At 50.9% G+C, this 13,547-nt stretch carries 10 protein-coding genes; 9 read left to right on the top strand and 1 reads right to left on the bottom strand.

Features of this window, described 5'->3' with window-relative positions; translation table 11 throughout:
- Positions 1 to 66 precede the first annotated feature (66 nt).
- The 3 genes from MHH48_RS19840 (at position 67) to MHH48_RS19830 (ending at position 2,818) form a co-directional block, all read left to right on the top strand.
- Complete coding sequence (locus MHH48_RS19840; RefSeq protein WP_076321649.1) at positions 67 to 801, top strand: class I SAM-dependent methyltransferase; 735 nt, start codon at positions 67 to 69, stop codon at positions 799 to 801.
- 180 nt (positions 802 to 981) lie between these two features.
- A complete protein-coding gene (locus tag MHH48_RS19835; RefSeq protein ID WP_306024385.1) occupies positions 982 to 1,530 on the top strand; it encodes an RNA polymerase sigma factor in 549 nt (182 codons plus the stop codon).
- Complete coding sequence (locus tag MHH48_RS19830) at positions 1,523 to 2,818, top strand: hypothetical protein (RefSeq protein WP_076321648.1); 1,296 nt, start codon at positions 1,523 to 1,525, stop codon at positions 2,816 to 2,818. The genes MHH48_RS19835 and MHH48_RS19830 overlap by 8 nt, the downstream gene beginning before the upstream one ends.
- 222 nt (positions 2,819 to 3,040) lie before the next feature.
- On the opposite strand, the gene MHH48_RS19825 is transcribed toward MHH48_RS19830, so the two are convergent.
- Positions 3,041 to 4,642 (bottom strand): sialidase family protein, encoded by a 1,602-nt coding sequence (locus MHH48_RS19825; RefSeq protein ID WP_076321647.1) that lies wholly within the window; start codon positions 4,640 to 4,642, stop codon positions 3,041 to 3,043.
- Positions 4,643 to 4,773: 131 nt separating this feature from the next.
- Here MHH48_RS19825 and MHH48_RS19820 point away from each other — a divergent pair, with 131 nt between their 5' ends.
- The 6 genes from MHH48_RS19820 (at position 4,774) to MHH48_RS19795 (ending at position 13,511) form a co-directional block, all read left to right on the top strand.
- Entirely contained in the window at positions 4,774 to 5,829 is a 1,056-nt protein-coding gene (locus MHH48_RS19820) for a LacI family DNA-binding transcriptional regulator (protein ID WP_076321646.1), read from the top strand.
- Between the two features lie 774 nt (positions 5,830 to 6,603).
- Positions 6,604 to 7,680: a GntR family transcriptional regulator gene (locus tag MHH48_RS19815; RefSeq protein ID WP_076321645.1), complete on the top strand. Its 1,077-nt coding sequence runs from the start codon at positions 6,604 to 6,606 to the stop codon at positions 7,678 to 7,680.
- Positions 7,681 to 7,809: 129 nt separating this feature from the next.
- Positions 7,810 to 9,192: a sugar ABC transporter substrate-binding protein gene (locus MHH48_RS19810; protein ID WP_076321644.1), complete on the top strand. Its 1,383-nt coding sequence runs from the start codon at positions 7,810 to 7,812 to the stop codon at positions 9,190 to 9,192.
- A gap of 97 nt (positions 9,193 to 9,289) precedes the next feature.
- Positions 9,290 to 10,183, top strand: coding sequence for a sugar ABC transporter permease (locus MHH48_RS19805; protein WP_076321643.1), 894 nt, complete (start codon positions 9,290 to 9,292; stop codon positions 10,181 to 10,183).
- 11 nt (positions 10,184 to 10,194) lie between these two features.
- Positions 10,195 to 11,031: a carbohydrate ABC transporter permease gene (locus tag MHH48_RS19800; RefSeq protein WP_083659598.1), complete on the top strand. Its 837-nt coding sequence runs from the start codon at positions 10,195 to 10,197 to the stop codon at positions 11,029 to 11,031.
- A 5-nt stretch (positions 11,032 to 11,036) separates the two neighbouring features.
- On the top strand, positions 11,037 to 13,511 hold the full coding sequence (locus MHH48_RS19795; protein WP_256720451.1) for a family 43 glycosylhydrolase: 2,475 nt from the start codon (positions 11,037 to 11,039) through the stop codon (positions 13,509 to 13,511).
- The last annotated feature ends 36 nt before the right edge of the window (positions 13,512 to 13,547 follow it).

Raw genomic sequence — 13,547 nt, 5'->3', positions numbered from 1 at the left:
TGAGGAATGAAAACAGGTCAAATATAATGGGGTGGAATTATAAAATAACGTTAAGGGGAGATTGTAGTGAAGCAAAACAAGTATGATGATCTAGGATTTTTCGAGAATTACAATCAACTTCCCCGTTCAATCAAAGGATTAGAGGGAGCAGGAGAATGGGGTGCCTTTCGATCGATGTTTCCGGAACTTAGGGACAAAAAGGTGCTTGATCTCGGCTGCGGATTCGGGTGGCACTGCAGGTACGCAAGAGAACAGCATGCTCGGTCTGTGGTCGGAGTGGATATCTCAAAGAACATGCTGGAGAGGGCAAGGTTGATGACCGATGACACGAATATAGAATATGTGCAGGCCGCAATAGAGGATTTTGACTACCCTGCTAACGAGTTCGATGTCGTGATTAGTTCGCTTGCACTTCATTACATTCGTGATTTCGAGGATATCTGTAAAAAGGTATATCAGAGTCTAACGGTTGGAGGTTCGTTTGTTTTTTCAGTTGAACACCCCGTATTTACTGCTGTTCCCGAACAAGATTGGTATTATGGCTCGGACGGGGAAAAGTTATTTTGGCCTATCGATCACTATCATGAGGAAGGCGCACGCCAAACTAGATTTCTTGACAATGAAGTCACCAAGTACCATCGGAATATAGCCACACAGATGAATGCGTTAGTGAAAGCAGGATTCCAGTTTAGGGAAATGTCTGAGCTTAAGCCAGAACACGAGCAGCTTCAGGATCCAGAATGGCATGATGCATTCAGACGCCCCATTTTCTTATTGATCGCCGCAGATAAGCAGGTCTGACCCGCTTGGACAAAATAAAAGAGGGACACCTAAACAGGTGTCCTTTTTAGTTCATGAGGAGAATCGGACAAGGTGACGACCATTACATATTAAACTGCCGGATAATATTATTTGATTTCGGGAACTTTCATCGACCGTATGGAGTCTGTTTTGGTAAGGGGGGCGAACAGCTTGAGGGAGATGCAGATGCAGCATTCTGCGGAACTGAATATTTCGGACATCCGGATGCTAATGGAATCCTACGGTGAGGATGTCTGGAATTATGCTTACGTGATCACCAGAAATTCACATACAGCGGATGATATCGCGCAGGATGTGTTTATTAAAGCTTATCAAAATGTTTCCTTCTTTCGCGGGGAGGCTTCCATCAAAACTTGGCTGCTCAAAATCACCCGAAACACGGCGCTTTCCTATCTGAAACGAGCGTTTTTGCGTAGAGTGGTGCTGATCGGCGGGCGATCGCCGGGTGATGGGCTGAACGGGACGATGTCTTCGCCATCTGCCGAGTCGGAGTATTTGAAACGGGAGGAGGCGGATGAGCTGTGGCAGGAGGTTCTAAAGCTGCCCGGTAAATTTCGAGACCCCCTCGTGCTGAGTGTACATCTTCAGCTAACCATAGAGGAAATATCCGGCATTACCGGTCTTTCGCCAGGGACGGTAAAGTCTAGAATTTACAGAGCTAAAAAGAAGGTTGCCGCCAGATGGGAAGGAGCGAACGACGATGAATGAATGGAAGCCGGATTGGAATAAGAGACTGGCTGGACCGCCCTTTAAGGAGCGGCGATTTAAAGCTGACATGATGGAGGATGTGGAAAAAAGACTTACGGTGGTTGAAATGAAACGAACCAGCCGTGGATGGAGACGACCTGCTGTAGCCATCATTCCCGCGATTCTGCTTCTGTTAGGGGGTGGGATCTGGTTCGGAAACCAGACCCCATCTATTCCCCATCCGGTAGCTCCAGGTCCAGGCACACAGGGGGGAGGAACGTTTTCAAGCATCCTGCTTGGAACAGGAGGCGACTTCGACTGGTGGAACCTTGCGAAAAATGAGATCAAACAGGCTAACGACCGCACGATCGTGACACTGACCGAAGCTCTCTTGCTGCGAGAGCTTGGCATCTGGGGCGGCCCATCGCCGGATATATGGGAGCATCCTGAGGTGAAATGGCCGCTTGACCGCTATGATGTGTCCAGCCCTTGGGTATATGAAGTGCACGTGAAGGAGATAAACGCAGAAGAAGCGCAAACCGTATATCGACTTCGTCTGCTGCTGCGTGATTCGATTCCGATGAAGTATGAGGAAACGATAGACGTTACTATTTGTAACGATTCACACAGGATCTCGCTTATTGAGCAAATCGACATAGACGAAACGGGAGCACCTTTGGATGGAATCAAGGTTGGAGACGAGCAGGGGAATACCGTGATATTAAGAGAGGATACGGAGATTGGCCTGAAGATGATCGGAACTCTAATCCAAAAAGAAGGGATGATCCGATCCATCCACGTTCAGTATGGCGACACGGAACATACCTTTCATGATTGGAAGAATGTGAGCAACGAAACCTACTATCCAGACGTTGCATTGCTGCCTGCAAAGAATAACAAGGAGGATGTACTTGCAATCATTTTGACAACCGGTTACGGTACTGGCATTAGAGAATCGGAGTTGAAACTTCTAACAGAAAGTTTTAGAGAGGTGATGTCAGCCGATCCGGTGCTTTCGGTAAAGTCCAAACTAAGCTACAAGGCGACAGCAGAAGCGGGAAAACGAATTTTTCAATTCATGCTGGACGGGGTAACTCGCACATTTGAATATAAGGAGGAAGACGCCGGTTTTTGGCTGGATCAGCCCGCGCTTGGCAACATAGTTAGTTATTACGTTGAGGGAGGCACCTTATACGCATCGGTGCCGATTCAGGTTTCGCCTGGCGAATTCCCGGTCGCGGTCCGGTTGCGGTATGAATACGACGGTACAGCGTTTCTTGTATCGGAGGTCTTGTTTGAAGAGATGTGAGGAAAGCGATCAAGTGATGATCTTGCATACAACGACCATAATCAAAGGCAAGAAGTAATCTTTTTGCTGACTAAAATGAAAGGGGCCGTCCACTGCCATCTATGATGACTTTTGGACGGCCTTGGAATAAAGTAGTTTCAACAATGTTAATGCATTTTAACCTACTTCTATCGTGGAGAGGCCTCATTTAGACGATTGGTTTAGCCGGCGGTTATACTCCTACTAGTTCCGGAAGAACTCGACCTGATCGATATCCGCCCATTGGGAAGAGGACGAATTGGATACGTAAAATCCGATCGTCGCCTTGCCGCTCGTCACTTGAATATTGGATATCGTGACAGACGTCCACGCTGTTGTCACCGGACACCCGGTTTGAAGCATGCTGCCTCCATAGTCCTTCACTTCCATGACACAGCTGTTCTGGCCTCCGCTGCTGCGCATGCGGGCGCGCATCGTATACGTGCCGTTATCGAGACCGTTAATCGTCTGTCCGACATACGCGGTCGAAGGTCCGCTTGTGCCCGCGAGACCGACAAAGTAAGAGCCTTCGGCAGCGGGAAGCCCAACGCCGTCATTAGCTCCATGAATAAGAATCCGTTTCGGGTAATCATCGCCGTACGTCGTCCAGCCCGCTACATTGGCTGTTTCAAAACCGGGATTGTTAACGACATTCGTTTGCGGCGGTGTCACGGCATGCCCGAAGCGCAGATAGATGCCGTTTGACGGATAAGTCGCGCTGGTGACGGCTGCGACACGGGTCGAATCAATGGTCATCAGGGCATTCCAGTTGGAGGATTTCGTATCGGATACCGGAAAAACGTTGGTTTTGTACTGCCATGACGCGCCGTTATCGGAGCTGATCATCGTAAACATCGAGGTGTAAGGATCCCCCGTGTTGGCGCTGCTTTCATCGGTCTGGAATGCGGCCATAAGACGGCCGTCGTCAAGCTTCACGACGAACGGAGCACCCGCCTTTTTGCCATTGCCGCTGGGCACGTACATCGTTTGGCGGGGAACCGACCAATTAAAGCCGTCCGGCGATATTTTATACTTGATGACAAAAGGGTGGCCGGCAACGTCCGAGGCTTCGAATACGGTTATATACCGCCCGTCGTTCATTCGCGTGATGACCGGCATACCGTCGCGGGAGCTGGCTGCCACTCCGTCGCTAACCGTGATGCGGTTGCCCCAGCCGCTTCCGTTCCAGGTCTTCATATACAAATTTTGCAGCCCGGTCGTTCCGACCGCAGCCGGACTGTCGTCCGCATAAAGCACCGCGATTGTGCCGTTGATCATGTCTAGATGCGGCTCCCACAAACCTTTAAAGCTGGAGGCGGTTGAACTCCCGACCAATCCGCCAGGCAAATCGCTCCAGGTGTAACCACCGTCGACGCTCCGCTTGACGTTAAGCTGGATGTCATAGGTCGAGCCGTTCTGTACGACCTGCCGATAGGCTAACCAAATTTCCCCGCTTGGCAGCCTTAACATTTGACCGTTCCCCACATTGCCGGCGCTGCTTGAGACAGCTGTGATCGGAGCGCTCCATGTATAGCCGCCGTCCTGCGTTCGGGAGACCACAATGCGCGTGTTGCCTCCGCCAGCGTTGGTATCGAAGGATACGAGCCACTCGCTCGGCGTAAGCTTGAGCAGCCGAGGATACCATACGCCTCCCGATGGCGGCGTATAGATGGCAATCTGCTGCGAAGCCCACGCCATGCCTGATGAAGCGGCATGAACCGGTGACAATGGAATTGCCGTTAAAGCAAGCGCAAGCATGACGACGAAAGCAAGTGGTTTCTTCCAGAAGCCTTTGTTTCGAATCATATGCAATTAACCTCCCAACCCGAATTAGAAAGCGCTTTCTAAAAGGGATTGTATCGCAATTAATATCATTTAAGATATACTAAATATATATTATTTTTCAGTGGGGACTGACGTAAAAAGCGAGGTCAGACATGGAGCATCCGTTATATAAACGAATTCAGAACGACATACGCCAGCGCATTCAGAGCGGGGAGCTGCAGGCAGGCGCCTTGGTAGCGTCGGAGAAGGACTTGGCTCAGCGGTACGGTGTGAGCCAGATTACAACCAAAAACGCGCTCAACGGTTTGGTAGAGGAAGGCTTGTTAGTGCGATATCGGGGAAAGGGCACCTTCGTTCGGGAGCAGGTCATTCTGGAAGAGCTACATCTTAAGTCGGGCACAAAAAAGACGATCGCGATTATTTTGCCAACGATGAAAACCAAGATCGACCAGCAGCTGCTGGATGGTCTGGAACGTTATTGTGCGGAGCGGGAGTATGACCTGTTGATCCGCATTACACGCGAGTCGCAAGAGGAAGAATACCGAGCGATCAAGCAGTTCCAAGAACGAGGCGTCGATGGGTTTATCATTTTCCCGGTCGAGCAGGAAAGCTACAATAACGCAATTCTACGCTTGTCGCTCGATCGGGTTCCATTGGTGCTTGTCGACCGTTTCTTGAAAGAGATCAAAGCGTACAGCGTTAGCTCTGACAATTACGGAGGCGTTCGCGAAGCTATATCCACTTTGCTGGCGGTGGGACACAGGCGCATAGCCTTCCTGTCACCGGAAATTACAAATTCGGTTACGGACGAAAGAGCCAAAGGCTTCGAGGCCGCTTTTATGGAACAGGGCTTGCCTATAGACAAGACACTGTGGTGCATGCTGGATTTGGAAACTATAGCAGAGGGTCACGGACAACGAGATGTCGTTCGTTTTCTGCGTGATCGGAGCGATATCACGGCCGTCTTTGCCGTTAATGCGGAATTGGCCCGCTATACCCATTATGCCATTCGGGAAATGAGGACGGGAACAGGGAACGAACCGCAACTAGCCGCTTTTGACGATCCGGATATCGAAGGCATTCCTTTCGTCCGTCAGCAATTGGATGAAGTAAGCCGGCGTGCCGTCGATTTGCTGTCGGAACAGCTGTCCGGTACGCACGAGCCAAGGCGTGAAGTCGTACAGGTCCATTGGATTTGGCCGGAATGAATCGGACTTCACGAAGTTCGATCTAAGAATACAATGAAATAACCCATCAAGGGGTCGTCCTTAAAGTAGATTTAGTTGCTTGACGTACGGTTCACATAAACAGAAAGTGTGTCAAATAAAGCCATGGCGGTGCTCAGGATATTATTCCCACACCGCTATGGCTTCTTTTTTGATCATTGGCCGCCTTCTTGAGCAAATTATGGGCAAGCCAAAGCCACCCAACCTCCAGGCTCACTTTATGCAAGCCCGAAGCAGAAATCGCCTGAATCCCGACCGCCGCCGGGTTTGGCACTCACAAAGATTCGGTCGTCCAAACGGTTGATGGCTTCATTGACAACGCGAACCAGATGGTGTTGAGGGATATCTTAGTATTGCCCCATGGTATATTGAATTTACAAAAGAAACCGTTCCTTTCGTAAATGGTTTGGGTTGAACCTCCATTTTACCAAAGAACGGTTTCTTCCTTGCTCAGAACCATTCCAAGAAATGTGGGGCAACAGCGTTGGGAGGAATGATTCGTACATGGAGTTTCTTCTAACAGCAAGAAGGGGGCCTTCCGCAAGATCTAAGACCTTTTGGGTCAGCCGCTTAATTGATAAGAAACTTTGCATCTCAAAGCTCCTGCTGTTGATATCGTCTGAAAATTCTCCATTAAGAGCAGTCTGTTTCCTTTGGAATCCTCTCGATAGGTGTGTTTAGTCATTTACAAACACCAAGTTATATTATAATAATATACTAAATATACTATTTAAATCATAAAGGTTGTGATGGGCATTGAAATCTCTGCCGCTATACAAAAAAATTCAGGAAGATATCAAGCGGCTGATCGCCATCGGCAAGCTGCGGGAAGGGGACCGGGTCCCTTCGGAGAGAGAATTATCCGAACGTTACCGCGTCAGTCAAATTACAAGCAAAAATGCGCTGGTCGGACTGATGGAGGAAGGTTTGCTTGTCAGGATCCAAGGCAAGGGCACCTTCGTCATGAGCAGGCCGGAGAACGCCACGGCGCTTGATCAGTTGGGAGAATGGACAGCAGGTCCGGGCAAGAGCGGGCGTATCGGATTAGTGCTGCCGACGATGAAAACGAAAGTGGACCAGCGCTTTTTAGATAACATCGAGAAGTACGCCTCTGCCGCAGGTTATGAAGTGATGCTGAGAATTACACGCGAATCCCAGATTGAAGAGTCCAAGGTCATCTCGTCCTTTCTGAAGCAGGGGGTGGACGGCATGATCATTTTTCCGGTTGAAAACGAGACGTACAACGATTCGATTCTGAGGCTCTCGCTCGACCGTTTCCCCTTCGTTCTGATCGACCGGTTCTTGAAGGAGGTCAAGACATACAGTGTAAGCTCGGATAACGTTAATGGCACTAGGGAAGCCGTGGAGTATTTACTTAACAAAGGCCATTCGTCTATCGCGTTCATCTCTCCTGAAATTACGAATACGGTGACGGACGAGAGGGCCCAAGGGTTTGAGCAGGCTTTTCTGGAGCATGGATATTCAATCGACAAAAGCTTATGGTGTCTCCTCCCGCTGGAAGAGATCGCATCAGGTCAATCCATAGAACATATCAGGGCGTTTTTAGATGGCAGTCCCCATATCACCGGCATCATCACGGCCAATACGGAGCTGTGCAGAAATGTCTATAAAGCCGCAGTTGCATCCGGTAGACAGGTGCCGGACGAAGTGGAGCTGATCACATTCGATCCGCCGGATCTGCCGAATGTCCCGTATATTCGCCAAAACGAGGAGGAAATGTGCCGGTTGACCGTAGAGCTGCTAATCGAGCAGATCGAAGGAGCTTTTGAGGCGAGAAGAATCGTGGTGCCAGTTATGCTGGTAAAAGAGTAAAGCGGGTGGTCGACAATAGAGGAGATCACCTATTTTATATTAAATATAGTATATAAAATTATATTATTATAAGTTATCATGATTTCGTAAAGCGCTTACACCACATCTTTTAAAGAAGAGGGGAATCGCATGAAATCGAAGAGCAAATTCGCAGGCATGATCATGCTGCTGCTGATGTTCGCCTTAACCGCTTGCAGCGGCGGCAATGGACCAAAGGACGGGGCAACTCCAAGCAACCCGGACACTTCGACACCTGGCAATGAAGCTTCCACCGGGCAGGACTCAAAAGAACCTGTAACGATTGAGTTTATGGGCCACGGCAATCCGAACGAAAAGAAGATTTTCGAAAAGCTGATCGCTTCCTTCGAGGAGAAGTACCCGCACGTCACCGTTAAATACACTTCGGTGCCGCCAGGTGAGTACTCACAGAAGATGACGACGCTGATCAGCTCCGGCAAGGTTCCGGACGTATTCTACGTTGGAGGTCCCGAGTTTTACCGCTTCGCAGAAGCCGGAACGCTCCTCAACATTCAGTCCTATCTGGACCAGACCTCATTGTTTAATCCCGATAACGTATGGAAGCAGGCAATGGACCGCTACCGCTTTGACGGCAGCAAGGTCGGTGCCGGAGACATGTACGGACTGCCCAAGGACGTAGGACCATGGTCTTTTGTTTATAACAAGGATTTGTTTGACGAAGCAGGTGTACCTTACCCTTCTGCAACGGCAGGGGAATGGACCTGGGACGACATGCTGGAAGCCGCCCAAAAGCTGACGGTCGATGCTAACGGCGACGGAAAGCCCGATCAATATGGTGTAGGCGCTTACAGTTTGGAATCGGCAGTATGGGGCAACGGCGGTGAATATATCGACTACGCCACCGGCACGGTAAAGGTAAACGAGCCCGAATTCTATGAGGCGATGCAATTTGTCGCTGACCTGAACCTGAAACATAAGGTCAGTCCGAATCAGGAAGCCGAGCAAGCGATGAATGCATATACCCGCTTTATTAACGGCCAGCTGGCAATGTTTGCGATGGGCCCGTGGGATCAGCCTGCATTCTGGGAGCTGCCTTTCGATTGGGACATTGCTGCATGGCCGGCAAGCCCGAATACGGGACAAACGGCGACCTGGCTCGGCTCGATGGGATTTTCCGTTTCGGCTAAATCCAAACACCCGCAGGAAGCATTCGACTTGGCGGCCTTCCTGTCCCTGGATGAGCAAGGGCAGCGCGAAAACTACCAGCTTGGCCAAGCGGTTCCTAACCTGATCGACATGGCAGAAGGCGAATTTAAGGAAATGGACAAAGGACCGCAAACACGGCAAGTATTCCTTGATATTATCCAAGATTACGGACGCCCGGACGTGGTGGCTTTCTCGAAGGATACGCAATGGATCGATGCGTTCAAACAGAACGCGAGCAAAGTATGGAACGGTGAGATGTCGGCGAAAGACTTTACGGCCCAGATCCAGCCGAAGATGCAGGAGCTGTACGACAAAGGAAATAAATAATGCCGCAAAAGGCAGGGGGGCGTCAGCCATCCATATCGGCGCCTCCCGCCGTACGGACATCCTGTCATAACGAATACAGGCGAAGGTGGAATGGAGTATGGGTACCAAGCTTGGCGGGTATCGCAGAAGAGAACTGGCGTGGTTGTATCTGTTCGTGGCTCCGCCGGTTCTCGGGTTTCTTTTGTTCGGCCTTGTGCCGATCTTGTTCTCGATCTATATCAGCTTTCACAAATGGGATATGCTTACCGATCCGCAGTGGTCGGGGCTCGGAAACTATAAGGATCTGTTGAAAGACGAGAAAGTGTTCAAATCGTTGTACAATACGATCTATTTGATGATCGGCATTCCACTCGGCATGATCCTCTCGATGCTGTTGGCCATCTTAATGAACCGCAAATTTGCCGGCATCTCGTTCATGCGGACGATTTATTATCTTCCGGTCATATCGCCGATTATCGCGGTATCACTGCTGTGGCAGTGGATATTGAATCAAGATTACGGATTGCTCAACAACTTCCTGTGGGAAACTTTCGGCATAACCGGGCCTAACTGGCTGGGCAAGCCGGAGTGGGTGAAGCCTTCGCTCATCCTGATTGGGCTGTGGAGCGGCATCGGCGGGAACATGGTGCTGTACCTTGCAGGACTGCAATCGATCTCCTCAACGTATTATGAAGCTGCGGAAATCGATGGCGCTGGTGCATGGCACAAGCTGACGCGAATTACGATCCCGCTGCTCACGCCGATCCATTTTTTCGTCATCGTCATGGGTATCATTGGCGCGTTCCAGTCATTCAGCCAAATTTACGTGCTTGCGGTGGATGGCGGGCCGGAATACAGCGGTGCCACGGTCGTCTATTATATTTTCCAGCACGCGTTCGAGTACTTCAATATGGGCTATGCCAGCGCGGTGGCCTGGGTACTGGGCATTCTCATCTTTATCGTTACGCTCATTCAATTTAAGCTTTCCAATCGATGGGTTTACCAAGACTAGGGGGGAAATCTGTGAAACGGGAAAAAATGACGGACCTCTGGTCGCTGCTGCTGTTGCTTTGCGGTTCGATCTTTATGATCGCACCGTTCATATGGACCATCTCGACTTCATTAAAGGATCGACGAAACGTATTTGAAATTCCGCCACAGTGGATTCCCGATCCGATTACGTTCGATAACTACGCAAAAGTCTGGCTGGAGTCGCCCTTGCTTCACGGATTCATGAACAGCTTGATCATCGTGGTGATCGTCCTAACGATTGGGATGCTGGTATCCGCGATGTCTGCCTATGCGTTCGGTAAATTCGAATTTCCTTACAAAGGCATGCTGTTCATGGGCTTGCTCGGAACGATGATGATTCCGTATTCGGTCGTTATGATACCGCAGTATATCGGATTTTCCAGGCTGGATTGGGTGGACACACTCCTGCCGCTCATCGTGCCCGGCCTGTTCGGCAATATCGTTGTCATCTTTTTTATCAGGCAATATTTGCAAAGCGCGATGCCGACGGAATTGATCGAAGCGGCGAAGATCGACGGGTGCAGCTTTCCGGGCATATTCTTCAAAATTGCGCTGCCGATCATGAAGCCGGCGCTCGCCGCCCAGGCCGCACTTGGCTTTATGGGCATCTGGAATGATTTTCTTGGTCCGCTGATTTACTTGCACACGCCCGAGAAGCAAACGATTCAAGTGCTGATCGCCTCGATGCAGGCCATGTACATCGGCCAGTCGGACTATCCGATGATCATGGCTGCCGCTATCATCGCCATGGTGCCGGTAATCATCGTGTTCTTTTTCTGTCAAAGATATTTTATCGAGTCGATGGCAATCAGCGGAATCAAGGGGTGAGGCATGTGCCGATAAGTATGCCGCGCCTGTCGAAGATCGTTTGTTGTCTTGGCACGTTAGGATTACTGGCCGGATTGGCATTGTCGGGATGCGATTCAAGAACGAAACCGGAGGCGGTCGATTTGGACATTTACAACGAAAAGATGTACGCCAATCCTTTTCCTTCCCTAGAGGAAGAATGGGAGGATTACGGCAATGGGGACCCTTATGTATTACGGCATGACGGCCGCTATTATCTGTATGTCAGCACGAAGGATCACCGGACGGGCATCAAGGCTTGGATATCGGACAATCTGGTCGATTGGAGGTATGCGGGTCTGGTGACGGAGGATCCCGTATCGACCGGCGCCTACGCACCAGAAGTGATTTACTGGAACGGCTGGTTCTATCTCTATACGTCTCCGGCAGGAAAGGGGCATTATGTGTTTCGCAGCGAATCGCCGACAGGCCCGTTCGAACGGATCTCCGAGAACGTCGGGATGAGTATCGACGGCTCGGTGTTTATCGACGATGACGGCTCATGGCTGTTCACGCATGCAGGTTCGTCAGGCATTGTCGGCGTTCCCATGGACGGCCCCGCTGAATTCGGGGTGGGTCAGACGATCCCAGGGCCCTATCTGGGACATTGGACGGAAGGGTCCATGATTATCAAACGGAACGGAACCTATTACATGACGTATACCGGCAATCACGTGTTCAGCAAAGGTTATCGCATTCACTATGCCGTGTCCCATGATTCGCCGCTCGGTCCGTATACCGTTCCGGTCAACAACCCGCTTGTGATTAGTACCAAGCCGGAGTTCTACGGGCTCGGCCACAGCTCGACCGTACTCGGACCCGATCTGGATTCCTATTATCTCGTATATCATAACTTGACGGGAAGATCTCAGGAAGGCCCGCCTGTCCGTCGCATGAACATCGACAGGCTGGTCTTCAACGGAGACAAGATGGAGATTCTGGGGCCTACGAATTACGACCAGCACGTTCCGGGAGGGCCGGTCTTTGCCGATAGGCTGGATGCAGCCGCCATCAATCAAAGCCGGTGGGAAGCAGTGAATTCTGGAGGAATGGCACAAATCGTGAGCAAGGAGAGCACGGATCGAATGTATACGGCCGAATATAACGTGGTCCCATCGAAGGCTCGCGTCGCGGCTTTGTTTGCGTATCAGGAAGCGAATCAATACGGATTCGCCGAAATCGAGCCCGAGCGAAACCGGATATCCGTGGGCAGGATGGAGGGTGGAACACGCGATGTGCTTGCAACGGCGAGGATTTCCGAAGACACGGATTGGTCCAAGCTGCACACGATTCGCGTCGAGCGCGGAGAAGATCGGCTCCGGGTTTACCTGGACGGCACTCTGAAGCTCGATCAATCAGCGGAACCGTTTGGATCAGGCAAAATCGGTTATCGATACGAAACCGGCAAGCCGAGCTTTTCGTATACGGCATTCTCGAATCACGCTTCCGGCAGCAGTGACTTCGAAACGGCAAAACCGCTTCCGGGCAGCATTGAGGCGGTGCATTACTTAAGCGGCGAAGGCAGAGGATTCTCGGTCCGTCATCCATCGGCAGCAGGCGCATGGCGTAGTTCTGACGGTACGGCGATCCAGGTGGCAGAGGATGGGAGCTACTCGGCATCGCTGACGGAAAAAGGCGACTGGTTGCGTTATGCGGTGAACGTGTCGGAATCCGGCACGTATGCGCTGGACCTAACGGTCAAGGCCGGAGCGGGGCCGGCATCCTTCAAGCTGCTCGTGGACGATAAGAAAGCCGGAAACTATAAAGTGGACGACAGCCATTACTCCGATAGCGAACCTTGGGTTAAAATTCGGGTTGGATCCCTAAAGCTCGAAAAGGGATTACATAGCCTTGCCGTTCAATTGGACAGCGATTATACGATGGAATGGAAAACGATGGACTTCGAGCTGGTCGACGAGCAAACGTTCAAGTTCGAGCATCTTCTGGAACAAACAAGCTCCGGGGATGTCCACGGCCAGTGGATGGAAACTACTGGTGGTTTTGCCGGCGCTGCCGATTCCGATGCCAAGATATATGGAGGAAGCCCCCTTTGGACCGACTATCGTATCCGAACGACCTTGAAGCTGGGGGACGATCCGTCCGGTCAAGCGGGCGTGCTCTTCCGAGTGACAAACGAGTCGGATTTCCGGGATCAAGTGAGCGATTCGCTGATGGGATATTTTCTTGCGGTCAGCGAGACGAAACTCGAGCTGTACAAACATAATTACGATTCCGAATTGCTGCATAGCGTCAAGGTTTCGCTGGAACCAAACGAGCCGGTAAGCTTGCGCATTGAGGCGGTCCGAGGCACGATTCGCGTATATGTGCAGGACGGGGAAGAGCCGGTCCTGACATACGATGATCCCCAGGCATTCATGCAGGGGAGAGTAGGCTTGCGATCGGTACATGCGGAGCAGATCGAGCTCGGCGACTTGACGGTGGAATCCATAGGTACGAAATAGATACGATAAACTTACAGAAGATGGAGAGTGGAACAT

Origin of the sequence: Paenibacillus sp. FSL F4-0100 (assembly GCF_037993005.1) — a bacterium.
In the GTDB taxonomy this organism is placed as follows: domain Bacteria; phylum Bacillota; class Bacilli; order Paenibacillales; family Paenibacillaceae; genus Paenibacillus_AQ.
The sequence above is the reverse complement of the archived record's forward strand: the minus strand, read 5'-3'. Positions and strand labels throughout refer to the sequence as shown.

Excerpts from the sequence above, each read along its gene's own strand:
- MHH48_RS19835 (WP_306024385.1), top strand. The coding sequence starts at position 982 with ATGCAGATGCAGCATTCTGCGGAACTGAATATTTCGGACATCCGGATG.
- MHH48_RS19820 (WP_076321646.1), top strand. The coding sequence starts at position 4,774 with ATGGAGCATCCGTTATATAAACGAATTCAGAACGACATACGCCAGCGC.
- MHH48_RS19825 (WP_076321647.1), bottom strand. The coding sequence starts at position 4,642 with ATGATTCGAAACAAAGGCTTCTGGAAGAAACCACTTGCTTTCGTCGTC.
- MHH48_RS19830 (WP_076321648.1), top strand. The coding sequence starts at position 1,523 with ATGAATGAATGGAAGCCGGATTGGAATAAGAGACTGGCTGGACCGCCC.
- MHH48_RS19810 (WP_076321644.1), top strand. The coding sequence starts at position 7,810 with ATGAAATCGAAGAGCAAATTCGCAGGCATGATCATGCTGCTGCTGATG.
- MHH48_RS19805 (WP_076321643.1), top strand. The coding sequence starts at position 9,290 with ATGGGTACCAAGCTTGGCGGGTATCGCAGAAGAGAACTGGCGTGGTTG.